Below are 25,454 nucleotides of genomic sequence, written 5' to 3'. Positions count from 1 at the left end.
ATACCTCCGGGAGAATTGGACTAGCGTTTTTCCTGCCGCCACAGCAGAAAGAGCGCGACCGCCATGAAGGTCAGCGTCGGAATCGACACCACCGCCGGCGCGGGCCAGTTCTGCAGCTCGCCCAGATAGACGACCAGGCGGTTGAAGAAGTGGAAGGTCACGCCGGTCAGGATGCCGATGAACAGTTTCACACCAACGTTGGCGCTGCGCCGCTGCGTCTGCGAGAACGGCAAGGCAATCACCACCATCGACAGACAGGCCAGCGGATAGAACAGCTTGCCCCACAGTGCCAGTTGGTAACGCTGCGTCTTCTGGCCGTTGAGCTTGAGGTGATCGATATAGCGCAGCAGCGCCCGTGCCGACATCTGCGCCGGCTCGACCAGCAACACCGCGAGCATGTCCGGGGTGATCTGCGTCGACCAGTCGAAGACTTTCTCGTTTTTCAGCGCCACACCGCCCGAGGCCGGCAGAAAGGTCGTCTGTACCGCCGGCTCGAGCCGCCAGACGCCGTCGCCCAGGTAGCGCCCCTGCACACCGTCGACGATACGGTCGAGCGTGCGCTCGGGCGTGAACTCGTAGATGCGCACGCGCTGGACGCTCAGGTCCGGCATCATTTCGGCGATATTGACGATCTGCCGGCCGTCCTTGACCCATACGCCCGAGCGGAAATCGCCGGCGATCATCTGTTTGGTCGCCGCCAGCCGGTACTGGCTCGCCATGCGCATCGTCACCGGCGCGACGAACTCGCCCATCAGCACGGTAAAACCGCTATAGGCGATGCCGATGCCGACCAGCCAGAGCAGCAACTGCTTGACCGAGACGCCGGCGGCGCGCATCACCGTCAGTTCGGAATTGCCGTTCAGGCTCGACAGCGCAAAGATGCTGCCGATCAGTACCGCGATCGGCATCAGCTCGTAGGCATTGCCGGGGATTTGCAGGGCGACGTAGATCAGCGCATCCAGCACCGTATAACCGCCCTTGCCGAGCTGCGAAAACTGCGCGATCACGTCGAAAAACATGTACAGCGCCAGCAGGCCGATCAAGGTAAACAGCACGAACAGCGTGATTTCCTTGAGCAGGTAGCGCGACAGCAGCTTCATCATCGCGCACGCCCCCGCCAGCGGTAGAGCCCGAACATCATCGCCAGCGCCGCCGCATGAATCGGCCACATGCCGACCGCCGCCGGAATCTTGCCGTCGGCGATCCAGGCCTGGCCGATGTTGATGAAGTTGTAATACAGGAAGTACACGAAAATCGCCCCGAGCAGATTGAGCGCCCGGCCGCCGCGCGGATTGAAAAAGGCGAACGGAATCGCGCACAGGGCCATGATCAGCGCCGAGATCGGCAAGGCGATGCGCCAGGCCAGTTCACCCTGTTCTTCGGGGCTGCTGCTGCCCCACAATTCCAGCGAGCTTTTGGCTTGCGTGCTCGGACTCGAGACCGGCTTGTTCTGCGTTTCGACCTTGACCTGCGCACGCTCGAACTCGGTCGTCTCGTACGCCGCCGTCCCCGGCACGCCGGTATAGGCATGGCCCTTGCCGAGCCACAGCCAGCGCTCGCCATGCTGGTCGAGAAACAGCCCGCCCTCGTTGGCAACGACGACGCTGACCTTGCCGTTCTTGCCGCGCAACTGCGCGAACACGTTCCGGCCCTGGCCGGTGTCGGCGACGAACTGTTCGACGAAGTAGATCCGGTCGGCTTCCGACGACTCGCGGAACACCCCCGGCGCCACCTGCGAGACTTCCTGGCGCTGCGCCGATTTTTCGCGGAAATCACGGCTTTCGCGCTGGGCCCACGGCCAGGCGAACAAGGAGAGCGCGGCGATCAGCAACACGATCGGCACCGCGAACTCGAGCACCGGCCGGACAAAACTGCGGATCGAACGGCCGCTGGCGAACCAGACGACCATCTCGTTATCTTTCCAAAGCCGCGTCATCGTCATCAGGATGGCAATGAACAGCATCAGCGACATCAGCATCGGCAAATAGCGCAGCGAGGTGAACCCCATCAGCACCCAGACCGCGCCGCTGCCGAGCACGCCGAGCGTCGCCTGGCCGAGCAGCTTGACGATCTGTGTGGTCATGACGACGAGCAGCAGCACCGAGAAAACGGCGATGGCAACCCAGGACATCTCGTGAATCAGGCTTCGTCTGAACAGCATCCGCGTTTTTGACTTATAAGGGGGGCTGGGAAATAATCGGTCGAATCTTGCCGGCGCCGCCTATGGGCCACAAGTGGGCCATCAGTGAACCAGTTCACTTGCGCGCCGCCCTCTAGCCCCATTCTCGTGCGATCGGGCGACCCATCCTGCCCCGACACGCCGGGCTGCCGCTGCGGCAGCCGCTACCGCGACACCAATGGAGATCCGCCATGGAGTTTAGCATCAATCTTACCGCCCCCGAAAAAGCTGCCGCCGACTGCCTGGTGTTGCCGCTTGCGGGGACCAAACTCCCCGGCGCCCTGGCCAAGCTCGACGAGCGTGCCGGCGGCTGGCTGACGACGCTGGCCACCAGCGCCGAATTCGGCGACAAGGCCGGCAGTCTGCTGGCAGGCTATCTGCCGATCGACGACAAGCCGCAAAAAGTGCTGCTGTTGCAGCTGGGCAAGGACAGCGATCTCGCGGCATTGCGCAAGGCTTGCGACGCACTGGCGCGCGCGCTGGTTCAGGGCAAGTCGGCCAGCGCCGCCCTCGTGCTGCCGGCGCTGAAAGGCATCGCGACCGATGACATCGCCGCGGCGATTGCACAGTCGATCACCTTCGAGTCCTACCGCTTCACCCAGTTCAAATCCGAACCGGAACCGGCGCCGGTGCTGGCGAGCATCACGCTGCTGCTGGCCAAGAAAGGCGATCAAAAAGACGCCGAAGAAGGCCTGGCACGCGGTCTGGCCGTCGGCCACGGCATGAACCTGACCCGCGATCTCGGCAATCTGCCCGGTAATGTCTGCACACCGACGCGGCTGGCCGAAGAAGCCGCGCTGCTGGCCGAGCGTTTCCACCTGAAGCTCAGCGTGCTCGAAGAAGCCGATATGGAGGCGCTGGGCATGGGCTCGCTGCTGTCGGTCGCCAAGGGTTCGACCCAGCCGCCGAAACTGATCGTGCTCGAATACCACGGCGAAGGCAGCGGCAAGAAGGCCGCCAAGCCGGCGGTGCTGGTCGGCAAGGGCATCACCTTCGATTCGGGCGGCATCTCGCTCAAGCCCGGCGAAGGCATGGACGAAATGAAGTACGACATGTGCGGCGCCGCCACGGTGCTTGGCACGCTGCGTGCGGTGTGCGAACTGGCGCTGCCGGTCAATGTGATCGGCGTGATTCCGAGCTGCGAAAACATGCCGGCCGGCAACGCGGTCAAGCCCGGCGACATCGTCCGCTCGATGTCGGGCCTGACGATCGAGGTGCTGAACACCGACGCCGAAGGCCGCTTGATCCTCTGCGACGCGCTGTCCTACGTCGCCAAGTTCGATCCGGACGTCGTCGTCGACATCGCTACGCTGACCGGCGCGTGCATCATCGCGCTGGGCCACCACACCACCGGCCTGTTCGCCAACGACGACGAACTCGCCGACGCGCTGTACGCCGCTGGCCAGCAGACCGGCGACAAGGCTTGGCGCCTGCCGGTGTGGGATGAGTACCAGGAACAGCTCAAGTCCAATTTCGCCGACATGGCCAATATCGGTGGCCGCCCGGCCGGCTCGATCACCGCTGCGGCCTTCCTGTCGCGCTTTACCCGTAACTACCGCTGGGCCCACCTCGACATCGCCGGCACGGCGTGGAAATCGGGCGCGGCCAAGGGTGCGACCGGCCGGCCGGTGCCGCTGCTGGTCGAGTTCCTGCGCCAGCGCGTCGAAAAAAAGACCAAGAAGTAAGTGGCCCAGGTCACCTTCTACTTCAACGTCAAGAGCCGCGAGCAGGCGCTATGTCAGCTCGTCGGCAAGGCAATGGCGCAAAAGCTGTCGATCAGCGTGCTCGCCGCCAGCGAATCGGCCGCCTACGCGCTCGACCGGCTGCTGTGGGAGCTGCCGCAGACCGGCTTCCTGCCGCATTGCGCCGCCGATCATCCCGATGCCGCGCGCACCCCGGTCCTCGTCGACCACCGCGTCGAACTGATGCCGGCGCGTGACGCGCTGTTCAACTGGACCGACGGCGTCCCCGGTGGACTCGAGCAGTACGCCCGGGTAATCGAGATCGTCGATCAATCCGACGAGGCTCGCAGCGCAGCGCGTACGCGCTGGCGCGCCTATCAGGCACATGGCATCACCCCCGAGGGCATCGACCTTCTCGAACTGGCAGCCCAACGATGAACGACACCGACGACAGCGTCAGCCCCCTGTTCGACAAGATGGACGCGCTGCTGGCCCGTCACCGTGGCGAGCCGCCGCGCGATGACGACATTCCGGTGCTGACCGCCGAAGTCGCCGCGCCGGACGACGACATCCCGGTCCTCACCGACGAAGCCCGCGCCGCCGAGCCCGCGCTGATGTTCGACCCGGACGAATTCTTCACGCCGCCACCGCCGCCCGCCGCACCGGCAGTCGCCGCAACGCCAGCGCCCGAGCCGCCCCCGGCCTGTCCGGCCCCAGGCGAGTTCCTCGACCTGCCGCTGCTTGATCTCGACGCGCTGGTCTCGCCCTACCCGGAAACCGTCGACGACGACTGGCTGCCGCCACTGCCCGAGGTGGCCGAAAGCACCGTGGTCGACGTCGCCACGCCGGCCGCGCTAGGCTGGGAAGGTGAAACCGTCCGAATCAGCGGCCTCGCCGAACCGGCCTTGGCCGATGCAATCGTATTCGCGCCCGCCCCGGACGAGACGTACCCGCCGCTGGACGACGACACAGCACCGGCTGAACACCACGCCATGCTGAACGACTACGCGGTAGAGCCAACGCTTGAGGCTGAGGCTGAGGCTGAGGCTGAGGCTGAGGCTGAGGCTGAGGCTGAGGCTGAGGCTGAGGCTGAGGCTGAGGCTGAGGCTGAGGCTGAGGCTGAGGCTGAGGCTGAGGCTGAGGCTGAGGCTGAGGCTGAGGCTGAGGCTGAGGCTGAGGCTGAGGCTGAGGCTGAGGCTGAGGCTGAGGCAACGATGGTCGGTGATCCTGCGACCGATGCAAGCGAAGGCGTGCACGCGTTGCGCTGGTACGACGATCAGCGCGACGAAGCGGTCGAAGCGGTCGAAGCGGTCGAAGCGGTCGAAGCGGTCGAAGCCATGTTGCCAGCATCCGCCACGTCGGTACCGGAAGCGGACGAAGCGGCGGCAGCGCCGATCGCCGAGCCGCATTCGGCCTTCAGCCACGCCGCCTGGTCGGCCGGGCCGGATGCGCTGCACGTGGCCGAACCCGCCGACGACGATATCTGGATCATCGATCTGGATGCGCTGGATGCCGCGCCACCGCTGCCGTCCGCGGCACCGGTCAGCCTGATTGCATCAGCAGTCTCCGTCGCCGCGCCCTTCGAACCAGCACCTGCGGCACAGCCACTACCGACACCGCCGCCGGTCGATGCCAGCACGGTCGCCGAGATCTCCGCCGCCGTCGGCGCACACCTGGCAATCGATATCGCGCTCGAGGTCGAGCAACGGGTCAAGCAGCAGATGGCGACGGTGATGAACAGCGTTTACAACGACCTGCTGCAACGGCTGGGTCACGACATCGCCAGCGAACTCGAAGCCCAGCTGGCGCCGAAAATCAGCGCACTGGTCCACGACGAGCTGCGCCGCAAACGGCTGCTGGATTAAGCGCGGCCAACGCAAATCGTGTGGCATCAGCGTCGCAGGGGCAGGCCCTTGCGCGCCGCTGTTTGCAGCGCGTGTCGCCCCAAGACTTGAATGCTTGCTCGCGACACCGCACCCGGCGATGGCGCCGGCCGAGACTAATCGTCCAGACGGAACACGATCGGCACGTTGACGTCGGCGTCCACCGGCGTGTCGCCGCGACGAGCCGGTGCAAAGCGCCAGCGCTCGGCGACGGTCTTGCGCGCGGCGTCGTCGAGCCGGGCAAAGCCGCTTGAGTGCAGCACACTGACCGCTTGCGGCCGACCGTCCTGGCCGACACGAACCTTGAGCACGACCTTGCCGACCTCGCCGCGCTGACGTGAAGCCAGCGGCATCTCCGGTTTCGGATTGGCGAGATAACCGGGCCAGCTCGGCGCCACTTCGGCGCCCCCTGCCGACGCGGGCTCGAGCCCAGCCGGGCTCGCGCGCCCGGCCACTTCGGTGCGTGTCGTTTCGGCCGTCTGTACCTGCCTGCTCGGCGCCACCGCTGCCGCAACCGGCTTGGCCGCAATCGACTCGCGCCGCATTGCTGCAACCGCTGGCACGGCCGGGCTTGTCGGAGCTGCACTGCGTGGCGCCGACCTGGCCGGTGTTGACGTGCGCCGGGCAGCAAGCTGCGCCTCGCTGCGCGATGTCGGCTGCGGGCGACCGGTAGCGGCGGGCGCCGCCGCCGATCCGGCCAGCAGACGCACCGTCAGCATCGAAACCGGGCGCGGCGCTTGTGCGCCATCACCCAACCAGCCGCCGCCGAGCACGGCGACGTGCCCGGCCAGCGACAGCAGGACGGCGTAGCGCAATTGCACTAGCGCGACCTGCGCCGGCGCCACCAGAGCGTCAGGCCAAGCGCCGCGGCGAACGCGTTGGCGGCGGCAAATCCAGCGAGGATGATGTCGCGCGGCATCTTGCCGAGCCCATCGAGCCAGTGCCATTTGTGCAGATAGGCGAACACGTTTCCTTCCAGTCGGTCACGATCGTCGATGCGCGCCGAGAACGCACCGGTTGCCGGTTCGACGTAATAGCTCGGCTTGCCCGGTACGGCGTAGTCGACGCGATAGACCGGCAGGCGTTTCTGGAAAAAACCATACTCGCCGCCGAACTGCGTCACCAGCGAAATGGTAGCCGCCTGCCCCGCCGGGGCGCCAGCGCGTTCGGCCAGCGTCAGCGCGTGCTGCTGCGCCAGATCAATGTCGGCCAGCCCGTTCCAGTAACGTGGCAGCGCATCGGCCGCCGCCGCGTGGTGATGCTGATGCTCGCCGCCGCCGGACCCCGCTGGCGCCGCGGCAATCAGCCAGGCGCCATGGTCGCCGAACTGGACCGCGCTCAGCCGTTGTGCGCCGTCCGGCACTTCGGTCAGCGCAGGAATGGCCGTCAGCAGCGGCGCTGGCTGGGCCGGCGCTTGGGCGCGCGAGAAGTACAGGTGCACCAGCCCGCTGCCGATCAGCAGCACACCGGCAACGCCGACGCCGACGCCGACACCGCGGTGCCAGCGCCGCAGCCGCGGCTGGCCCGGCTTCAGCGTCGCCGCGCGCAGGCGCAGCAGCCACAGCGTCAGGCCGCCGACCACCGTCAGCAGACCGCAGCCGAGCAGCACGGTGATCCCGGTCAGCCGCAGCGGCTCGTTGGCCCACGCCCAGCTGTGCAGCAGCACGAAGGCGCCCGACAGCACGCGCTTGCTGTCGTTGGTCAGGGTCGACAGCCGGGCCTCGCCGGTATCGACGAAAGCCGTCAGGCCGTCACCCCGGGCGAACTCGACCCGCCAGACCGGCAGGATCTTGTTCATCGCCGGATAGTCGCCGCCGAAGCTGCTGATCGGCGTGATCCGCGCGACCGGGCTGGATGCATCACCGGCAAAGGCGCGCGCCAGCCGCTCGGCTTCGATCCGGTCGGCATCGGCGATCTCGCGGCCGGTCTGCGCATCGGCCCAGTGCCGTACCCGGCCATCGGCCGTCAGCCATTGCCACGCCGGGCGATCGCCGAACATCGTCAGTTTCAGCTCGCGCGCCGGCGCATTCAAGGCCGGCGGCATCGGCGCAAAACCGGCCGGCAGCGGTGTGGCGGGCGCAGGACGTTGCGGCTGCGGCGACAGCGCCGACATGATCGGATGCATCACCCCGGACAAGCCCCACAGCAGCACGGCGATACCGGCCGGCAGCGCCAGCAGCCGGTGCCAGCGCGTCAGCGTGGCGACGAGCCGTCCGGTCTTGAGCGTCTGCAGCGCAACGAAGCCTGCCTGCCGCTGCGGCGGCGTCACCGGTCTGGGCCGACGCCGGCGAAGGTAGCGGAAGAATCCGCCGCTCATTTCGCCACCTCGCCACCGAAGGCGTAGCGGACGCCGACCAGCGCGGTGCGCGGCGCGCCCGGCGTGTACGTATCCTGCGCGTTCGGGCTGTAGACGCCGACGCCGCTGTAAGTCGACGATGCCGATTCGGCGTAGTGCCGGTCGGTCAGGTTGATCACGCTGGCCCACGCCTCCCAGCCGCGGGCAAAACCCCAGTTGGCGCGCAGGTTCAGCAGCGTGTGCCCGTCGTAGCGCACGGTATTGGCGTCGTTCATCCAGTACGGGCCGACATACTGGACTTCGAGCGCGATCCTCGCCTTTTCGACCGGCAACCACGCCAGCGCGGCATTGCCGAACCAGTTCGGCGCCTGCGCCATCGTCTTGCCGGCGTAATTCAGCGTCGGCGTCGCCTGATAGTCGCGGTACTCGTGCTGCGCGTAGCTGCCCGACAGCCGCCACTGCCACGCCTCAAACAGCGCGCCGTTCAGGCCGAGCTCGACGCCGCGATGGCGGGTGCTGCCGGCATTGCGCGGCTCGGACTTTCCGGGCTGGCTGCTGTAGTTGACGATCTCGTCGTCGCCGTCGAGCTGATACACCGCCAGTTCGAGCGCGGTCCGGTACGACAGCTGTGCGCGCAGGCCGACTTCGACGTTGTTGTACGTCGCCGGCTTCAAGTCCGGCACCGCCAGCGACGAGAACAGCTGGCCGACCTCGGGCGGCGTGAAGCCCTGGCTGTAGCTGGTGTAGGCGCTGATGGCGTCGCTCGCCTGCCACGTCAGCCCGAGCTTCGGCGAGCTGTGCTCGTAGGTCTGCTGCTGGCTCGCCGCGCCGGTGGTCGCGGAAGGCTGGAGGTTGTTGTTGTAGTCGTAACCGACGCGGTCCCAGCGCAGCCCGGCGGTCGCGCGCCACGCGGCGCTGATCGCCCACTGCGCCTCGCCGTACAGCGCGGCGTTGGTCAGGTCGACATGATAGTCGCGCCGGCGCGTCGTCTGCTGGTAGCTCAGATAGCGTCCGCTCGCCGGATCGCGCTGGACGTTCAGGTTCCATTCGCCCTGATCGTTCGGGCTTTCCTCGAGCGTCGCGCCGCCGATCAGCCGCAGCGGTCCCCAGTCCTGCCGGTGTCGCGCATCGACGCCGACCGAGCTGAAGAAGTTCTCGGTCGTCCGGCCCGAAGCGCTGGCCGGGCCGGTATTGAAGATCAGATAGCTCGGCAGCTGGTCGGTGTTGTTGTGCCGCCAATAGACGCTGGTCGTCGTCTCGCCGCCTTCATTCCAGTTGCCGATCAGCTGCGCGTACGCGCGCATCGCCTCGACGTCGCGATAGGTAAAGCTCTGGTAACTGTAGCCGGGCCGGCTGTTGTAGTCGGACGGATTCAGGCTGCCCGGCATCTCGGTATCGAGCTTGTTGTAGCTGAACAGCGTTTTCAGGTAGGCCGTGTCCGACAGCGTCAGGTCGCTGCGCAAGGTCAAGGACGTCTTGTCGGCATCGCTGTAGTCCTGCCAGCCGCCCTTCTGCCAGCTGCGGTAGCCGCTCAAACGGCTGGCGAGCACGTCGTTGCCGCCGGTGACCTCGGCGTCGACGCGGCTGTAGCCCTGGTTCGAGCCGCGCAGGGCGATATCGCCGCCGAAGCTGCTGCTCGGCGCACGGCTGATGAAATTGACCGCGCCGCCGACGGCGTTGCTGCCGTACAGGCTGGACGCCGGGCCGCGCATCACTTCGATGCTGTCCTCGCCGTCGAGGTTGATCTCGTAGGTGGCGTTGTGGTTGAACACGCCGACCGGACGGATCGGAATCCCGTCCTCAAGGTACTGGTACAAGGGCCGGGTCGAAATCGGCTGGCGGATCGCCATGCTGTGCTGTTCATTCCCCAGATCGGGCATCAGCACGCCGGGCACGGCGTCGAGCACCTGGCTGATCGACGTCGGCTTGGTATCGGCAATGGTCTTGGCATCGACCTTGCCGATGGCCGCCGCGGTTTCTTTCAGCAATGTCGCTTCGCGCGAGCCGGACACGACGACTTCGTCGAGCAGCGGCACGTCGTTGGCGTGCGCAAAGGCAGTGGCGATCGCGAAGGCGAGCGCCACCGGTGGGAAGGGCTGGTTCATGCAAACTCCTGCGCCGCGCGCATGCGCGGCGGCCGGCGGCCAAAGCGGCACGCCGGTGATTCGTGTTATCGGAATGGAAAGGGACGAATCAGAGCAATGAGGGCGGCGCGCGCGGCGCATGCGCCCAGATGCGGCGCACCGGCGCCGGCCATAGCGTGGCGACCAGGGTCGGCGTGACCGAAATCAGCGCCAGCAGCGGCAGCGTGAACGTCGGCACCGGCGGCGGCAAGGCCTGCGCCGCCATGACCGCGCAGACCGGGCACGCCGTCGCCGACTTGACCGGCTGATCCTTGCCACCGAGCACGATCTGACGGATCTCGCCGCCCGGCGCGCACAAGGCCACCGTGACCGCGCCGCTGGCCATCGCGCGCGCGTGCACGAACGGCAGCGCGAGCTGCAATATCAGCGCGATCAGCGCCGGTACACGGCCGAAACGAAGGAAGCGGTTGAGCGAAAGGAACACGATGGCGCCAAGCGTATGACGCCGAGATTCTAGGTGCCGCCCCTTCGCCCCACAAGCGCCGCCGGGCACGCACGAACGGCAGGCAACAAAAACGGGCCCCGCAGGGCCCGTTGTGCTCGTCACCGCGATGCAATCGCTTACTTCACGAGAGCCTTGGCGCGTGCGACGACATTGTCGACGGTGAAGCCGAACAGCTTGAACAGCTCGCCGGCCGGTGCCGATTCGCCGAAGCGGTCGAGGCCGATCACGTCGCCTTCGAGGCCGACGTACTTGCGCCAGCCGTCGGTCACGCCGGCTTCGATCGCCAGACGCGGCACGCCAGCCGGCAGCACCGATGCCTGGTAAGCCTTGTCCTGCTTGTCGAAGACATTGGTCGACGGCATCGACACCACGCGGGCGGCAATCCCTTCGCCAGCCAGTACCTCGGCAGCCTTGACGGCCAGATCCAGCTCGGAGCCGGTCGCGATCAGCACGACCTTGGCATCCGCCGCATCACGCAGCACGTAGCCGCCCTTCTTGATATCGGCGATCTGCGCTTCGGAACGTGCCTGGAACTGCAGGTTCTGGCGAGTGAAGATCAGCGTCGACGGGGTTTGCTTCTGCTCGATCGCATCGGCCCAGGCCACCAGCGTTTCGATGGTGTCGGCCGGACGCCAGACGTTCATGTTCGGGATCAGACGCAGCGTCGCGGTCTGTTCGACGGCCTGGTGAGTCGGGCCGTCTTCGCCAAGACCGATCGAGTCGTGGGTGAACACGAACAGCGTCGGAATCTTCATCAGCGACGCCATGCGCAGCGCGTTGCGCGCGTATTCGCTGAACATCAGGAAGGTCGCGCCATACGGACGCCAGCCGCCGTGCAGCTGGATGCCGTTCATGATCGCGGCCATGCCGAATTCGCGCACGCCGTAGCTGATGTGGTCGCCGACGAGTTCGTTGCCTTCGCGGCGCAGCGGGGTGCTGCCCTTCCAGTTGGTCAGGTTCGAGCCGGTCAAGTCCGCCGAGCCGCCGAGCATTTCCGGCACGTGCGGCACATAGGCCGACAGCGCATTCTGGCTGGCCTTGCGGGTGGCGATGGTTTCGCCCTTGGCATTGGCCTCGGCGATCGCGCCGGCGACGATGTCCGACCAGTTGGCCGGCAGTTCGCCCGCGTTGCGGCGCTTGAATTCGGCAGCGAGTTGCGGATGCGCGGCTTCGTACTTGGCGAACAGCGCATTCCATTCGGCTTCCCAGGCAGCGCCGGCTTCCTTCTTGTCCCAACCGGCGTACACGTCGGCCGGAATCTCGAACGGGCCATGGTTCCAGCCGATCGCGGCACGCGTTGCGGCGATTTCGGCGTCGCCCAGCGGCGCGCCGTGCGAGTCGTGGCTGTCGGCCTTGTTCGGCGAACCCTTGCCGATAATGGTCTTGCAGCAGATCAGCGTCGGCTTGTCGGTCACGGCCTTGGCGGCGGCGATCGCCTTGCGCACCGCTTCGACGTCATGGCCGTCGATCGGGCGGATCACGTGCCAGCCATAGGCTTCGAAGCGAGCCGGCGTGTCGTCGGTGAACCAGCCTTCGACGTGGCCGTCGATCGAGATGCCGTTGTCGTCCCAGAACGCAATCAGCTTGCCCAGGCCCCAGGTGCCGGCGAGTGCGGCGGCTTCGTGGCTGATGCCTTCCATCAGGCAACCATCGCCGAGGAAGCAGTAGGTGTGGTGGTCGACGACGTCGAAGCCCGGCTGGTTGAACTCGCGCGCCAGCAGCTTTTCGGCGAAAGCGAAGCCGACGGCATTGGTGATGCCCTGACCGAGCGGGCCGGTGGTGGTCTCGACGCCAACGGTGTAGCCGTATTCCGGGTGGCCCGGGGTCTTGCTGTGCAGTTGACGGAACTGCTTCAGGTCGTCGATCGACACTTCATAGCCGGTCAGGTGCAGCAGTGCGTACTGCAGCATCGAGCCATGGCCGTTGGAGAGGATAAAGCGGTCGCGGTTGATCCAGCCCGGGTTGCGCGGGTTGAAGCGCATCTCGCCCTCGCCCCACAAGGCCAACGCGATTTCGGCCATGCCCATCGGCATGCCCGGATGACCGGAATTGGCTTTTTGCACGGCATCCATCGCGAGAGCGCGAATGGCATTGGCAAGTTCGGCGCGGTTGGCCATGGGGTACATCCTCCGCAAACAGTTCGATTCAAAGGGAAAACGGCATACAGCGGTTCGCAGCATTATCCCCGACGCATACACGCCGGGACAACCGGAATCGAATCAGGTTTTACCGCAACACCCACCGAATGACGTTGCGCCAGCGCAAAGCCGGTTGGCGCATGGGGCGTACGCTACTCCATAGCGGGCGGCTATGTTGGTAGAAGGGAAAAATCACTTTCACAATTGAAAATGATTCTCAATAATCAAACACATCTCAACACGTGAGGTCGCTGACGGCGAGCCGTCGGCGACCGTCGGGAGTTCATCATGTCTGCCCACGCACTGCGCCGCCGCCTGCGCTACGGACTCGGCGGCTTGATCTGGCTCGGCGCGCTGCTTGCGCTGGTCTTCTGAACGTTCTTTCCGGAGCCGCTATGTCCACGCTGATCCTGATTCGCCACGGCGAATCGACCTGGAACAAGGAAAACCGCTTCACCGGCTGGCACGACGTCGACCTGACCGAACTCGGCGCCGAACAGGCGCGCGACGCCGGCCGCAAGCTGCGCAACGCCGGCCTCCACCCCGATCTGGCGTTCACCTCGGTGCTCAAACGCGCGATCCGCACGCTGTGGCTGGCGCTCGACGAAATGGACCGGATGTGGCTGCCGACCGAAAAGGACTGGCGCCTGAACGAGCGCCATTACGGCGGGCTGACCGGACTGAACAAGGCGGAGACCGCCGCCAAGCACGGCGACGCGCAGGTCATGATCTGGCGCCGCAGCTTCGACGTACCGCCACCACCACTCGATGACGACGACGAACGGGTCGGCCGCGGCGACCCGAAGTTCGCGGTGATACCGGATGCCGAATTGCCGCTGACCGAATCGCTGAAGGACACCATTGCCCGGGTGATGCCGTACTGGTTCGCGGCCATCGCCCCGGCGCTCAAGTCCGGCAAGACGGTGCTGATCTCGGCACACGGCAACTCGCTGCGCGGGCTGATCAAGCACCTCGAAGGCATTTCGGACGACGCCATCGTCGGCGTCGAGATTCCGAACGGCGAACCGATCGTCTACACGCTCGACGACGATCTCAAGATCGTCGCCAAGCGCACGCTCTGATCATTCGAGCACGTAGCGGCCTGGTGCCGGCCCCAGACCGGTGCTCGGTACCGGCGGCTTGACGTCCTTGCCCGAGCGCGGCGCCAGCCACTCTACCCAACTAGGCCACCACGAACCGGCCGCAGCCTGCTGCCGGCCCAGCCAGACCTCGGCCTCCTCGCCCCGCTTCGCCTCGCCCTGCCAGTAACGGCGCTTCGAATCGGGCCGTGGTGGATTGACGATGCCGAGAATGTGGCCCGACGTCGACAGCGTGAACGTCACCGGCCCCTTGGCCTTGGCGGTCAGCGCCCAGGTCTGCTGCCACGGTGCGATATGGTCTTCCTGAGTACCTACCATGAACAGCGGCGTTTCGATGCGCGCCAGGTCGATCGGCTCGCCGGCAATCGTCAGCGCGTCGGGCTGGATCAGCTTGTTGTGGACATAGAACTCGCGCAGATAGTAGCTGTGCATCTTCTGCGGCATCCGCGTCGTGTCCATATTCCAGTACAACACGTCGAACGCCGTCGGCGCCTCGCCAAGCAGATAGCTGCTGACCCAATAGTTCCAGATCAGGCTGTTCGGCCGCAGCATCCGGAAGCTCGACGCCATTTCCTTGCCGTCGAGATATCCCTTCTGCGCCATCACCCGCTCGACGAAGGCCAGACCCTCGTCGTCGAGGAAAACGTCGATGTCGCCGGGGCGGGCGAAATCGGTCAAGGTGGTCAGGAAGGTCGCGCTGGCGATCTTGTCCGCCTCGCCGCGCCGGGCGAGCCAGGCGAGGTAGATCGCCGTCAGCGTGCCGCCGATGCAGTAACCGGCCAGATGTACCTGCGCGCTGCCCGACGCCTCACGGGCGACGTCGACGATGGTGGCGATACCGTCGGTGACATAGTCATCGAAGCCGACGTCGCGCTCGTCGCTACCGGGGTTCTTCCAGCTGGTGATGAACACCGTGTAACCCTGTTCAACCAGATAGTGGATCAGGCTCTTTCTGGCATCGAGATCGAGCACGTAATACTTGTTGATCCACGGCGCGACGATGACGATCGGCACCGCCTTGACCTTGGGCGTCGTCGGTGAGTACTGGATCACTTCGAGCAGACGGCTGCGATGGACGACGGTCCCCGGCGTCGTCGCCAGGTTTTCACCGACCTTGAACGCATCCATGTCGGTCATCGGAATATCGCCGCGACCGGCATCGCGGGCGAAGTTCCGGTATCCCTGCCAGGCGCTGTCGCCGCGGGTGAGCGCGGCCTTGGTCAGCGCAACCGGATTGAGCCAGAACCAGTTGGTCGGTGCGATGGCGTTCAGCCACTGCCGCAGCCAGAACGCACTACGATTGCGCTCGATCTCCGACAAACCCGGTGTCGCGTACAGCACGTCCTGCAGCCAGCGGGTATTGAAGAGATACCATTCCTTGATCGCGTCCCATTGCGGCGAGTCGGACCAGATGGGGTCGGCGAAACGCGTGTCGTCGGGATGGGACGGAAACAGGTCGATGTCCGGGGCGCCGGCCAGTCGGCTGATCGAATGCTGCTGCCACTGCCACGCATCCGAACCCCAGTCGATCAGCGTATCGCTCAGCTCGGCTGGATGTTGCAGCCATGCCTGCTGCGCCTTGAGCGCGGTGGCGGCGAAACCGAATGGATCGAACGCCTGACGCAAAGCGTGCTGCAGGGCGGCTAAACGATCCGCCTGCTCATGGAAGAAGCGCTTGTCGGCCATGACAGTCCCCTGTGCAACAACCTGAATACGCTCAGCTTACGTTGCAGTGCAACAGAACTCAATCATGCCGGATACCGATTGGCTGACGCCTCGGCGTCACGCTCGCCTCAGACTGACGCCGCGGCGGCCTCGCGCACGGTTTGCAGCTCGTCCGGAGTGCCGACATTGAACCACGCACCGCCAAAATATTCGCCGCTGATCCGGCCGGCACGCGCCGCCTGCGCCAGAATCGGCCCCAGCCTGACGACCTCGCCCGGGGTCACGCCGGCCAGCAGCGCCGGACGGCAGACCGTCAGATTGCCGAAGCACAGTTTCGGTTCGGCATCGGGGTCGATCATGCCGTCGACGACGGCAAAATCACCCCGCGGGTGATACGGCGGATTGTCGACCATGACCAGATGCGCCAGACGCGTCGGATCGGCCGCCATCTGCCTTGCCACGCCGACCAGATGCGCGAGATCGTAGTCGGTGTAAATGTCGCCGCTCAGCAGCAGGAACGGTGCATCGCCGAGCAGCGGCAGCGCCATGGCGATGCCGCCGGCGGTTTCCAGCGCCGTGGTCTCTGCCGAGTAGGCAATGCGCACGCCATACGCCGTACCATCGCCGAGCGTTGCTTCGATCAGTTCGCCGAGCCAGGCGTGGTTGATCACCACGTCGGTCACGCCGGCGGCCGCCAGGCGCCGGAGATGCCAGCCGATCAGCGGCGTACCGGCGACGTCAAGCAGCGGCTTGGGGCAGGTATCGGTCAACGGACGCATCCGCTCGCCACGGCCTGCGGCCAGAATCATCGCTTTCATTCGCGGCCTCAGAAGGTGAAGCCGACGTCGACCTGCGCACCGTGCGCCCGGACCAGCAGACGCTTCAGGCTGCCGAGTTCGACATAACGCTCGCACACCTTGTTGACGTAGTGCAGCACGCGCGGGATGTCGGCCAGGTAGCGGCTCTTGCCGTCGCGGTGGTGCAGCCGCGCGAACAGGCCGAGTACCTTCAGATGGCGCTGCAGGCCCAGCCACTCGAAGGCCTTGTAAAAGTCGCCGAAATCCGCCTGGATCGGCAGCCCGGCGGCGCGCGCCTTTTCCCAGTAGCGGATCGCCAGATCGAGGACGAACGCCTCTTCCCAATCGACATAGGCATCGCGCAGCAGCGAGACGATGTCGTAGACCAGCGGCCCACGTACCGCATCCTGGAAATCGATGACGACCAGTGCGTCGTCCTTGATCATCAGATTGCGCGAGTGGTAATCGCGATGCATGAAGCCGACGGGCTGGCTGGCATTGAAGGCCGCGATCAGGGCGCAGCTGCGTTGCCAGCTCGCCAGCGGCTCGCCGTCGAAAACGACGCCAAGATGCTTTTCCAGATACCACTCGCGGCCGATCTCCATTTCCCGCTGCATGAAGGCGGTATCGAACGGCGGCAGCTGCTCGCTGGCCATGCCAACCTGCATGGTCACCAGCAAGTCGATTGCACGCAGGTACCAGGCCCGGGCCTGAACTTCATCCGTCAACTGCGGCGCCAGCAAGGTCTCGCCAAGGTCTTCAAGCAGCACCAGACCATCGTCGAGATTTTGCGCCAGCACCTGTGGCACGCGGATGCCGGCGCCGGCCAGCTCCGCCTGCCGGGCCAGAAACGGCCGCGCATCGAACAAGGCGGGGTCGGCCTGCATCACGATCAGGCTGCGGTCGGCCCAGCTTGCGCGCCAGTAATTGCGCACGCTGGCGTCGGAGCCGCCCGGCGTCAGCGAAATGGGCGGCGCGCCGGTCGTGGCAGTCAGCCAAGAGGAAATGGAATCGGAAACGTTCATGAAATCAGCAAAAAACCGGGTAGAATTCAGCGATTCTATCAAGAGCTTCCCCCGGCCGCATGACCCGCCTTCCGCCGCCGCCTTTCCGCTACTCCGCCCTTCTACTCGCGCTATCGTCGGCCTTGTCCTGCGCCGCCGAGACCGCCAGCGATGCACCGATGTATGTCGAAGCCGACCGCGTCGACGCACAAAACCAGTCCAATGGCGCCAAGACGCTTCGGGCCGAAGGCAATGTCGTCGTCCAGCAGGAAAACTCGACGCTGTACTCGGACTGGGCCACCTACGACGAGAGCCGCAAGCACCTGCGCGCCGGCGACGGCGTCCGGATGGAAAAGGAAGGCGATGTCCTGACCGGCAAGGGGCTCGACTACTACCTCGACGAGTCGACCGGCGAATTGTCCGATCCCGACTACGTGGTCGCGCAAGGGCTGGGACGCGCCGATGGCGTCAAGCTGCTGTTCGGCGGCGAAAAGCTGTACCAGATCGACTCGGGCCGCTTCACCTCGTGCCCGGTCGGCAACGACGACTGGTACATCCACGCCTCGAAGCTCGACCTCGACTACATCGACAATATGGGCGTCGCCCAGAATGGCTGGATCCAGTTCAAGGGCGTGCCGGTGATGTACTCGCCGTGGATGAACTTCCCGCTGACCGGCAACCGCCAGACCGGCATGCTGACCCCGACGGTGAGCTTCGACAGCCGCAGCGGCGTCGACCTGCTGACGCCGTTCTACTGGAACATCGCGCCCAACTACGACGCGACGCTGTATCCGCACTACATGACGCAGCGCGGCCTGATGATGGGCGGCGAATTCCGCTACCTGCAGCCGGGCTACTCGGGGCAGATCAGCGGCTCGTACATCAACGACAAGGAAACCGAGACCAATCGATCGTCCTTTGTCTGGCTGCACAACCAGCAATTCACCGACCGGCTGTCCGGACACATCAATGTCCAGAAGGTCTCGGACGACGATTACTTCGATGACTTCGGCAGCCGCGATGCCATCGCGCAGCAGACCAATCTGCCGCGCGAAGCCGGCTTGAACTACACCGGCGACGGCTGGAACGCGGCCCTTCTGTGGCAGCGTTTCCAGACGCTGCAGAGCGACACCAATGCGGTCGACATCCCCTACGACCGGATGCCGGTGGTCAACTTCAACGCGACGCCGAGCTGGATCAAGGGCGTGCAGACCTCGGTCGCGGCCGAGTTTGCCGACTTCTACCATCCGACCAAGGTCAACGGCACCCGGACCTGGATCACGCCGACGGTGAAGATGCCGTTCAACACGGCATACAGCTTTTTTGTCCCCAAAATCTCGCTCGACGCGACCTACTACCAGCTCGAAGACGCCAACGGCCAGAACGACCGGACCGAAAGCCGCGTGCTGCCGATCACCAGCATCGACTCGGGGCTGTACTTCGAACGCGACGCCGACTGGCGCGGCAACGAGTACATCCAGACGCTCGAGCCGCGGCTGTTCTATGTCTACGTGCCGTACAAGGACCAGTCGAACCTGCCGAACTTCGACTCGGGGCTCACCGACCTGTCGCTGACCCAGTTGTTCTCGGATAACAAATTCGTCGGCCACGACCGGATCAATGACGCCAACGAGATCACAGCGGCGCTGACCAGCCGCATTCTCGACGCAGAGGACGGGTCGGAGCTGTTCCGCGCCACCATCGGCCAGCGTTACTACTTCACGACGCCCAAGGTCACGCTCGACAATTCAGTCCCGCCAGACGCCACCAAGACCGATCTGTTGCTGTCGGTCGGCGGCCAGCTGTGGAAGCAGTTCAAGTACGACTACACACTGCAGTACGACGGCGTCAACAAGCGAACCAATCGTGCCGACGCGTCCTTGCAATGGGCGCCGGATGCGGCACGCGTCATCAATCTGCGTTACACCCGCAATACCAATGCGCCGATCAACTATGACAGCAATGGTGTTGCCACCACCGACGGCATTCTCGAACAGGTCGACCTGTCGGGCCAATGGCCGCTGGGGCGCGGCTGGTACGGCGTCGGTCGTTACACCTACTCGCTCCACGACAGCCAGACTTTCGAGGCGCTTGCCGGGCTTGAATACAACGCCGGCTGCTGGGCCTTCCGGATGGCCGCGCAGCGCTACATCACCAGCGATGGCGACTACAACACCACGTATTTCGCCGTGCTCGAGCTTGGCGGCCTTGGTCTTGGCAGCAATCCGGTCGGCACCCTGCGCGATTCGATCCCCGGTTACTCCAGTACTTTCGATACTTTGAAGTGAACACCACCATGAAGCTCCGTTCCCTGGCCCTTGCGGCACTATTACTGACCACGCTGCTGGCACCGCTGGCCAATGCGGCAATCGAAACCGTCGACCGCGTCATCGCCGTCGTCAATCGCGGCGTGATCACGCAGGACGAACTGGACGACCGGATGGCTTCGGTCAAACAGAATCTGGCCAACCAGAAGATCCAGCCGCCGCCCGAGGACGTGCTCAAGCAGCAGGTGCTCGAACGCATGATCACCGATCTGCTCCAGCTCCAGTACGCCAGTGCGATGGGCATCAAGGCCGACGACGCCACGCTCGATCGCGCGGTGAACCGGATCGCCGAGCAGAACAAGATGAGCCTGCCGCAGTTCCGTGCCACGCTGGAAAAACAGGGCATGAACTGGAAAAGCTTCCGCGAAGACATCCGCCGCGAAATGGCCATCAGCCGGCTGAAGGAACGCGAAATCGACGCCAAGGTCGTGATTACCGACAGCGAGGTCGACGACTACATCAAGCTCAACGCCGGCAAGACCAAGGTCGAATACAAGCTGCAGCACATCCTGATCTCGGTCCCCGAGAACGCCACGCCGGAGCAGATCCAGCAACGCCGGCTGCGCGCGCAAGCGGCCAAGCAGGAGATCATGTCCGGCGCCGACTTCTCGGCCGTCGCGGCCAAGTTCTCGACCGCGCCCGACGCCACCAGCGGCGGCCAGCTCGGCTGGCGCCCGACGGGCAGCCTGCCGCAGGCGTTCACCGACCTGCTCGACAAGATGTCGGTCGGCGCAACCACCGAAATCATCCGCAGCCCGGCCGGCTTCCACCTGATGAAGCTGCTCGACAAGCGCGAGCAGAATCCCAAGGAAATCGTCACCCAGACGCATGCACGCCACATCCTGATCAAGACCAACGAGCTCGTTTCCGACAACGATGCGCGCCAGAAGCTGGTGCAGTTGCGTGACCGCATCGTCAACGGCGGCGCCAAGTTCGAAGACATGGCCCGCGCCTACTCGGACGACACCAGCGCCAGCCGCGGTGGCGACCTCGGCTGGGTCAACCCGGGTGAAACCGTGCCCGAGTTCGAGCAGGCAATGAATGCACTGCAGCCGAACCAGGTCAGCCAGCCGGTGCACAGCCCGTTCGGTTATCACCTGATCCAGGTGCTCGAACGCCGCCAGCAGGACGTCACCCAGGAGCGTGAACGCTTCCGCGTGCGCCAGGAACTCAAGCAGCGCAAGGCCGAAGAGCAGTATGAAGACTGGCTGCGGCAGCAGCGCGACCGCGCCTATGTCGATATCCGCTTGAAGGAAGAGTAATGCAGCGCCTGCCGGTGCTGGCGCTGACGACCGGCGAACCCGCCGGCGTCGGCCCCGAGCTCGCCGCGGCCATCGCCGGCCAATGCGGCCATGCGCGGCTGGTCCTGCTCGGCGATCGCACCCTGCTGACCGAACGCGCCGCCGCCGTCGGTGTCCGCGCCGACTGGCCCGACTACCGCGCCGATGGCGATGCGCCGGTCTCGCTGCTGCACCTGCCGCTGGCCGTGCCATGCACCGCCGGGACGCTGAATCCGGCCAATGCCCGCTACGTGCTCGACCTGCTCGACCGTGCCATCGACGGCGCACAGACCGGCGAGTTCGATGCCATCGTCACCGCGCCGCTGCACAAGGGCGTGATCAACGACGGCATCGGCGGCAGGTTTTTCTACGGCCATACCGAATACCTCGCCGAGCGCACCGGCACCGAACAAGTCGTGATGATGCTCGCCGGCGGCGGCCTGCGCGTCGCGCTCGCCACCACGCACCTGCCGCTCAAGGACGTGCCGGCGGCGATCACCGCCGCATCGCTGACCCGGACGCTGCGCATCCTGCACGCCGACCTCAAGACCAAGTTCGGCCTCGCCCGGCCGCGCATCCTCGTCGCCGGACTCAACCCGCACGCCGGCGAATCGGGCCACCTCGGGCGCGAAGAACTCGACATCATCATTCCGACCCTCGACGCACTGCGCGCCGAAGACATGCATTTGATCGGCCCCCTGCCGGCCGACACCCTTTTCAACCGCAAGCAGCTCGACCAGGGCGACGCCGTGCTGGCGATGTATCACGACCAGGGCCTGCCGGTGCTCAAGTTCGCCAGCTTCGGCGCCGGCATCAACATCACGCTCGGCCTGCCGGTGATCCGGACCTCGGTCGACCATGGCACCGCACTCGATCTAGCCGGCAGCGGCCGCGCCGATCCGGGCAGCCTTGCCGCAGCGATCGACCTCGCCGCCGAGCTCGCCCGCAACCGCGGCTGATCCGCGCTTTACCAGGTTTCCCCCATGTCATCACATATTCCCCGCAAGCGCTTCGGCCAGAACTTCCTGCAGGATCAGGGCGTGATCCACGGCATCATCGCCGCGATCGACCCGCGCCCAGGCGATGTCCTGGTCGAAATCGGTCCGGGCCTCGCCGCATTGACCGAGCCGCTGATGCAACGCGCCGGCAAGCTGCACGTCGTCGAGATCGACCGCGACATCGTCAGTCACCTGTCGACGCGCTTTTCGCCGGAGCAGCTGGTCATCCATAACGCCGACGCGCTGAAGTTCGACTTCGCCGCGCTCGCCGCCGAGATCAGCCCGAACGCGACGATCCGCCTCGCCGGCAACCTGCCGTACAACATCTCGACGCCGCTGCTGTTTCATCTGGCCAGCTTCGGCGCAGCGATTTCCGACATGCATTTCATGCTGCAAAAGGAAGTCGTCGACCGGATGGTCGCCGAACCCGGGACCACCGACTACGGCCGGCTTTCGGTGATGCTGCAGGTCCGCTTCAATATGGACAAGGTGCTCGACGTACCGCCGACCGCGTTCTATCCGCCGCCCAAGGTCGATTCCAGCGTGGTCCGGATGATGCCGTGGGCCAGCAATCCATGGCCGGTCGGTGATCTCGGCGCGCTCGAGAAGCTCGTCACCACCGCGTTCGGTCAGCGCCGCAAGACCATCCGCAACAACCTCAAGGGCATCGCCGACGACGCGCAGCTCGCTGCCGCCGGCATCGAGCCGGGCTGGCGCCCCGAGAATGTCACCGTCGGCCAGTACGTCGCGCTCGCCAACCTGCTTGCCGCCCACTGATCGGCAAGCCCGCGCAATACCCTTGCCTGGCGCTCGGCGCCAGACTCACAATTGATCGCCTGAACCCTAACAGACAGCCTTCCCATGATTCGATTTTCCAACGTCAACAAGTGGTACGGGCGCGACCACCATGTGCTCAAGAACCTCAACCTCGAGGTCAAGCAAGGCGAGGTCGTCGTCGTTTGCGGGCCGTCCGGATCGGGCAAATCGACGCTGATCCGTACGATCAACCAGCTTGAACCGATCAACGACGGCGAAATCAGCGTCGGCGGCATCATCGTCAACAACCCGAAAACCGACATCAACACGCTGCGTGCCGAGGTCGGCTTCGTCTTCCAGCATTTCAACCTCTACCCGCATCTGTCGGTGCTCGACAACATCACGCTCGCGCCGATGCAGGTGAAGAAAATGAGCCGCAATGCGGCCGAAAAACTGGCGATGGAACTGCTCGAGCGCGTCGGACTCGCCAACAAGAAGGACGCCTATCCGTCCAACCTGTCCGGCGGCCAGCAGCAGCGCGTGGCGATTGCCCGCGGCCTGGCGATGCAGCCCAAGGTAATGCTGTTCGACGAGCCGACGTCGGCGCTCGACCCGGAAATGATCGGCGAAGTCCTCAACGTCATGCAGAAACTCGCCGAGTCGGGCATGACGATGATGGTCGTGACGCATGAAATGGGCTTCGCTCGCGAAGTGGCCGATCGGGTGCTTTTTCTCGCCGACGGCGAGATCCTCGAAGACACGACGCCGGAGGCGTTTTTCACCGCGCCGGGAACCGATCGCGCCAAACAATTTCTGCGACAGATACTGTCGCCGATGCACGGCTAATTACAGCAAAAAAGCCGCCTACGGGCGGCTTCTTTCATGTGTGCGACCGAGTGTTGCATCCAGGTTGTAAGCTAGGGTTTTCACCAAGCGCAGCATTCCTGAGTGGCACCTATACTCGGTTGGTGTGAAAAAACACGCTATGGAGATTTCCCACATGAAGAAACTGCTGCCGTTGTGTTTGGCCATGTCGGCCGTATTCGCCGCCTCCGCCCAAGCCGAGGAACTGACCGGTACGCTGAAGAAGATCAAGGAAACCGGCACCATCGTCGTCGGCCACCGCGACTCCTCGATTCCGTTCTCCTACCTCGATGCCAGCCAGAAACCGGTCGGCTACTCGATGGATCTGTCAGCCAAGATCGTCGACGCGGTGAAGAAAGAGCTGAAGATGCCGAGCCTTGTAGTCCGCTACAACCTCGTCACCTCGCAGACGCGGATCCCGCTGGTGCAGAACGGCACGGTTGACGTCGAGTGCGGCTCGACCACCAACAACCTTGAGCGCCAGAAGCAGGTCGCCTTCTCGATGGGCATCTTTGAAATCGGCACCCGTCTGCTGGTGAAGAAGAGCTCGGGCGTCAAGGACTTCGCCGACCTCACCGGCAAAAACGTCGTCACCACCGCCGGCACCACGTCCGAGCGGCTCATCAAGAAGATGAACGACGAGAAGAAACTGAACATGAACATCATCAGCGCCAAGGACCATGGTGAGTCCTTCCTGATGCTGGAATCGGGCCGTGCCGTCGCCTTCATGATGGATGACGCGCTGCTGGCCGGTGAAATGGCCAAGGCCAAGGCGCCAAACGACTGGACCATCGTCGGCAAGCCGCAATCGTACGAAGTCTACGGCTGCATGCTGCGCAAGGACGACCCGCAGTTCAAGAAGCTGGTCGACACCGCGCTGACCAACACTTACAAGTCTGGCGAGATCAACACCATCTACAAGCGCTGGTTCCAGAGCCCGGTTCCGCCCAAGGGTCTGAATCTGAACTTCCCGATGAGCGACGAACTGAAAGAACTGATCGCCAAGCCGACCGACAAGTCCGCCGAGCAGATGTAAAGCGGGTCGTACCGGAACGAAGCCGGCCGTGGCAAACCGTGGCCTGTTCGATTGAATCGGGCAGGCCGACGGAATGCGGCCGGCTTCTTGTTTGAATAGGGGGGACCCCGAGATGCATTACAACTGGGATTGGGGCGTATTCTTCCACTCCACCGGCATCGGCAGCGAAATCTACCTGGACTGGTTCATCAAGGGCCTCGGGTGGACCATCGCGCTGTCGCTGGCCGGCTGGGTGATCGCGTTGCTGCTGGGTACCGTACTCGGCGTGATGCGTACGCTGCCGGGCAAGATCCTGCCCAAGATCGCGGCAATCTATGTCGAAATTTTCCGAAATATTCCGCTGCTGGTACAGCTGTTCGTCTGGTACTTCATCGTGCCCGACCTGCTGCCGGAAGGCCTGCAGACCTGGTTCAAGCAAGACCTGAACCCGGCAACCAGCGCGTTCATCAGTGTCGTCGTCTGTCTGGGGCTGTTCACCGCCGCGCGTGTTTGCGAGCAGGTGCGCACGGGCATCCAGGCACTGCCCAAGGGACAGACCAACGCCGCGTGTGCGCTGGGCTTGCGTATGCCGCAGCTCTACAAAGAAGTGCTGCTGCCGCAGGCATTCCGGATCATCATTCCGCCGCTGACCAGCGAATTCCTGAACATCTTCAAGAACTCATCGGTGGCGTCGCTGATCGGCCTGATGGAACTGCTGGCGCAAACCAAGCAGACCGCCGAATTCACCGCCAATCTGTTCGAGGCATTCACGCTGGCGACGATCATCTACTTCGTGCTCAATATGGGCCTGATGCTGTTCATGCGCTGGGTTGAAAAGCGTGTGCGCGTGCCAGGACTGATCGCGCTGGGAGGCAAGTAAG

Annotated in this window: 21 protein-coding genes; 11 read left to right on the top strand and 10 right to left on the bottom strand. The window is 64.8% G+C overall.

Annotation, left to right across the window (positions count from 1 at the left end; all coding sequences use genetic code 11):
- Nucleotides 1-20: 20 nt before the first annotated feature.
- Nucleotides 21-1,103 (bottom strand): LPS export ABC transporter permease LptG, encoded by a 1,083-nt coding sequence (gene lptG, locus R0382_RS08190; protein ID WP_432723786.1) that lies wholly within the window; start codon nucleotides 1,101-1,103, stop codon nucleotides 21-23.
- Nucleotides 1,100-2,161, bottom strand: coding sequence for an LPS export ABC transporter permease LptF (lptF, locus tag R0382_RS08185; protein WP_432723784.1), 1,062 nt, complete (start codon nucleotides 2,159-2,161; stop codon nucleotides 1,100-1,102). Before lptF ends, lptG begins: the two co-directional genes overlap by 4 nt.
- Nucleotides 2,162-2,370: 209 nt before the next feature.
- Between lptF and R0382_RS08180 the strand changes: the two genes are divergently transcribed.
- Genes R0382_RS08180 through R0382_RS08170 form a run of 3 tightly spaced genes read left to right on the top strand, consistent with a single transcriptional unit; the run spans nucleotide 2,371 to nucleotide 5,726 of the window.
- The gene (locus R0382_RS08180) at nucleotides 2,371-3,864 is read left to right on the top strand and encodes a leucyl aminopeptidase (RefSeq protein WP_432723782.1); all 1,494 of its coding nucleotides are present in this window, start codon (nucleotides 2,371-2,373) and stop codon (nucleotides 3,862-3,864) included.
- Entirely contained in the window at nucleotides 3,865-4,299 is a 435-nt protein-coding gene (locus tag R0382_RS08175; protein ID WP_432723781.1) for a DNA polymerase III subunit chi, read from the top strand.
- Nucleotides 4,296-5,726 carry a hypothetical protein gene (locus tag R0382_RS08170; protein ID WP_432723779.1) on the top strand — a complete coding sequence of 477 codons (1,431 nt, stop codon included), beginning with the start codon at nucleotides 4,296-4,298 and terminating at the stop codon, nucleotides 5,724-5,726. Before R0382_RS08175 ends, R0382_RS08170 begins: the two co-directional genes overlap by 4 nt.
- Before the next feature lie 134 nt (nucleotides 5,727-5,860).
- Here R0382_RS08170 and R0382_RS08165 read toward each other — a convergent pair whose 3' ends face one another.
- The 5 genes from R0382_RS08165 to tkt form a co-directional block, all read right to left on the bottom strand.
- Nucleotides 5,861-6,565, bottom strand: a complete 705-nt coding sequence (locus R0382_RS08165) for an energy transducer TonB (protein ID WP_432723777.1) — start codon at nucleotides 6,563-6,565, stop codon at nucleotides 5,861-5,863.
- A complete protein-coding gene (locus R0382_RS08160; RefSeq protein WP_432723775.1) occupies nucleotides 6,565-8,061 on the bottom strand; it encodes a PepSY domain-containing protein in 1,497 nt (498 codons plus the stop codon). Before R0382_RS08160 ends, R0382_RS08165 begins: the two co-directional genes overlap by 1 nt.
- A complete protein-coding gene (locus R0382_RS08155) occupies nucleotides 8,058-10,145 on the bottom strand; it encodes a TonB-dependent receptor (RefSeq protein ID WP_432723773.1) in 2,088 nt (695 codons plus the stop codon). The genes R0382_RS08160 and R0382_RS08155 overlap by 4 nt, the downstream gene beginning before the upstream one ends.
- A gap of 88 nt (nucleotides 10,146-10,233) precedes the next feature.
- Nucleotides 10,234-10,608: a DUF2946 family protein gene (locus tag R0382_RS08150; RefSeq protein WP_432723771.1), complete on the bottom strand. Its 375-nt coding sequence runs from the start codon at nucleotides 10,606-10,608 to the stop codon at nucleotides 10,234-10,236.
- Between the two features lie 137 nt (nucleotides 10,609-10,745).
- Nucleotides 10,746-12,746, bottom strand: a complete 2,001-nt coding sequence (tkt, locus tag R0382_RS08145; protein ID WP_432723769.1) for a transketolase — start codon at nucleotides 12,744-12,746, stop codon at nucleotides 10,746-10,748.
- Nucleotides 12,747-13,162: 416 nt separating this feature from the next.
- On the opposite strand from tkt, the gene gpmA reads away from it, so the two are divergent.
- Nucleotides 13,163-13,849, top strand: a complete 687-nt coding sequence (gene gpmA, locus R0382_RS08140) for a 2,3-diphosphoglycerate-dependent phosphoglycerate mutase (protein WP_432723767.1) — start codon at nucleotides 13,163-13,165, stop codon at nucleotides 13,847-13,849.
- On the opposite strand, the gene R0382_RS08135 is transcribed toward gpmA, so the two are convergent.
- The 3 genes from R0382_RS08135 to R0382_RS08125 form a co-directional block, all read right to left on the bottom strand.
- Nucleotides 13,850-15,553: a PHA/PHB synthase family protein gene (locus tag R0382_RS08135; protein ID WP_432723765.1), complete on the bottom strand. Its 1,704-nt coding sequence runs from the start codon at nucleotides 15,551-15,553 to the stop codon at nucleotides 13,850-13,852.
- 107 nt (nucleotides 15,554-15,660) lie between these two features.
- A complete protein-coding gene (gene murU, locus R0382_RS08130; RefSeq protein WP_432723763.1) occupies nucleotides 15,661-16,350 on the bottom strand; it encodes an N-acetylmuramate alpha-1-phosphate uridylyltransferase MurU in 690 nt (229 codons plus the stop codon).
- Nucleotides 16,351-16,358: 8 nt separating this feature from the next.
- Nucleotides 16,359-17,354 (bottom strand): aminoglycoside phosphotransferase family protein, encoded by a 996-nt coding sequence (locus R0382_RS08125; protein ID WP_432723762.1) that lies wholly within the window; start codon nucleotides 17,352-17,354, stop codon nucleotides 16,359-16,361.
- A gap of 59 nt (nucleotides 17,355-17,413) precedes the next feature.
- Between R0382_RS08125 and R0382_RS08120 the strand changes: the two genes are divergently transcribed.
- From R0382_RS08120 to R0382_RS08090, 7 genes are all read left to right on the top strand, one after another.
- Nucleotides 17,414-19,621 carry an LPS-assembly protein LptD gene (locus tag R0382_RS08120; protein WP_432723760.1) on the top strand — a complete coding sequence of 736 codons (2,208 nt, stop codon included), beginning with the start codon at nucleotides 17,414-17,416 and terminating at the stop codon, nucleotides 19,619-19,621.
- Between the two features lie 8 nt (nucleotides 19,622-19,629).
- On the top strand, nucleotides 19,630-20,922 hold the full coding sequence (locus R0382_RS08115; RefSeq protein WP_432723758.1) for a peptidylprolyl isomerase: 1,293 nt from the start codon (nucleotides 19,630-19,632) through the stop codon (nucleotides 20,920-20,922).
- A complete protein-coding gene (gene pdxA, locus R0382_RS08110; RefSeq protein WP_432723756.1) occupies nucleotides 20,922-21,899 on the top strand; it encodes a 4-hydroxythreonine-4-phosphate dehydrogenase PdxA in 978 nt (325 codons plus the stop codon). The genes R0382_RS08115 and pdxA overlap by 1 nt, the downstream gene beginning before the upstream one ends.
- 24 nt (nucleotides 21,900-21,923) lie before the next feature.
- Nucleotides 21,924-22,715 (top strand): 16S rRNA (adenine(1518)-N(6)/adenine(1519)-N(6))-dimethyltransferase RsmA, encoded by a 792-nt coding sequence (gene rsmA, locus R0382_RS08105; protein ID WP_432723754.1) that lies wholly within the window; start codon nucleotides 21,924-21,926, stop codon nucleotides 22,713-22,715.
- A gap of 84 nt (nucleotides 22,716-22,799) precedes the next feature.
- Nucleotides 22,800-23,540 carry an amino acid ABC transporter ATP-binding protein gene (locus R0382_RS08100; RefSeq protein WP_432723753.1) on the top strand — a complete coding sequence of 247 codons (741 nt, stop codon included), beginning with the start codon at nucleotides 22,800-22,802 and terminating at the stop codon, nucleotides 23,538-23,540.
- A gap of 154 nt (nucleotides 23,541-23,694) precedes the next feature.
- Nucleotides 23,695-24,594 carry a glutamate/aspartate ABC transporter substrate-binding protein gene (locus R0382_RS08095; RefSeq protein ID WP_432723751.1) on the top strand — a complete coding sequence of 300 codons (900 nt, stop codon included), beginning with the start codon at nucleotides 23,695-23,697 and terminating at the stop codon, nucleotides 24,592-24,594.
- A gap of 112 nt (nucleotides 24,595-24,706) precedes the next feature.
- Nucleotides 24,707-25,453, top strand: coding sequence for an amino acid ABC transporter permease (locus R0382_RS08090; protein WP_432723749.1), 747 nt, complete (start codon nucleotides 24,707-24,709; stop codon nucleotides 25,451-25,453).
- The last annotated feature ends 1 nt before the right edge of the window (nucleotide 25,454 follow it).

Source organism: Jeongeupia wiesaeckerbachi (assembly GCF_050916355.1).
GTDB lineage: Bacteria > Pseudomonadota > Gammaproteobacteria > Burkholderiales > Chitinibacteraceae > Jeongeupia > Jeongeupia wiesaeckerbachi.
This window is presented reverse-complemented; position numbering and strand designations above follow the sequence as displayed.

Excerpts from the sequence above, each read along its gene's own strand:
- lptG (WP_432723786.1), bottom strand. The coding sequence starts at position 1,103 with ATGATGAAGCTGCTGTCGCGCTACCTGCTCAAGGAAATCACGCTGTTC.
- lptF (WP_432723784.1), bottom strand. The coding sequence starts at position 2,161 with ATGCTGTTCAGACGAAGCCTGATTCACGAGATGTCCTGGGTTGCCATC.
- R0382_RS08180 (WP_432723782.1), top strand. The coding sequence starts at position 2,371 with ATGGAGTTTAGCATCAATCTTACCGCCCCCGAAAAAGCTGCCGCCGAC.
- R0382_RS08170 (WP_432723779.1), top strand. The coding sequence starts at position 4,296 with ATGAACGACACCGACGACAGCGTCAGCCCCCTGTTCGACAAGATGGAC.
- R0382_RS08160 (WP_432723775.1), bottom strand. The coding sequence starts at position 8,061 with ATGAGCGGCGGATTCTTCCGCTACCTTCGCCGGCGTCGGCCCAGACCG.
- R0382_RS08155 (WP_432723773.1), bottom strand. The coding sequence starts at position 10,145 with ATGAACCAGCCCTTCCCACCGGTGGCGCTCGCCTTCGCGATCGCCACT.
- tkt (WP_432723769.1), bottom strand. The coding sequence starts at position 12,746 with ATGGCCAACCGCGCCGAACTTGCCAATGCCATTCGCGCTCTCGCGATG.
- gpmA (WP_432723767.1), top strand. The coding sequence starts at position 13,163 with ATGTCCACGCTGATCCTGATTCGCCACGGCGAATCGACCTGGAACAAG.
- R0382_RS08135 (WP_432723765.1), bottom strand. The coding sequence starts at position 15,553 with ATGGCCGACAAGCGCTTCTTCCATGAGCAGGCGGATCGTTTAGCCGCC.
- murU (WP_432723763.1), bottom strand. The coding sequence starts at position 16,350 with ATGAAAGCGATGATTCTGGCCGCAGGCCGTGGCGAGCGGATGCGTCCG.
- R0382_RS08125 (WP_432723762.1), bottom strand. The coding sequence starts at position 17,354 with ATGAACGTTTCCGATTCCATTTCCTCTTGGCTGACTGCCACGACCGGC.
- R0382_RS08120 (WP_432723760.1), top strand. The coding sequence starts at position 17,414 with ATGACCCGCCTTCCGCCGCCGCCTTTCCGCTACTCCGCCCTTCTACTC.
- R0382_RS08115 (WP_432723758.1), top strand. The coding sequence starts at position 19,630 with ATGAAGCTCCGTTCCCTGGCCCTTGCGGCACTATTACTGACCACGCTG.
- pdxA (WP_432723756.1), top strand. The coding sequence starts at position 20,922 with ATGCAGCGCCTGCCGGTGCTGGCGCTGACGACCGGCGAACCCGCCGGC.
- rsmA (WP_432723754.1), top strand. The coding sequence starts at position 21,924 with ATGTCATCACATATTCCCCGCAAGCGCTTCGGCCAGAACTTCCTGCAG.
- R0382_RS08100 (WP_432723753.1), top strand. The coding sequence starts at position 22,800 with ATGATTCGATTTTCCAACGTCAACAAGTGGTACGGGCGCGACCACCAT.
- R0382_RS08095 (WP_432723751.1), top strand. The coding sequence starts at position 23,695 with ATGAAGAAACTGCTGCCGTTGTGTTTGGCCATGTCGGCCGTATTCGCC.
- R0382_RS08090 (WP_432723749.1), top strand. The coding sequence starts at position 24,707 with ATGCATTACAACTGGGATTGGGGCGTATTCTTCCACTCCACCGGCATC.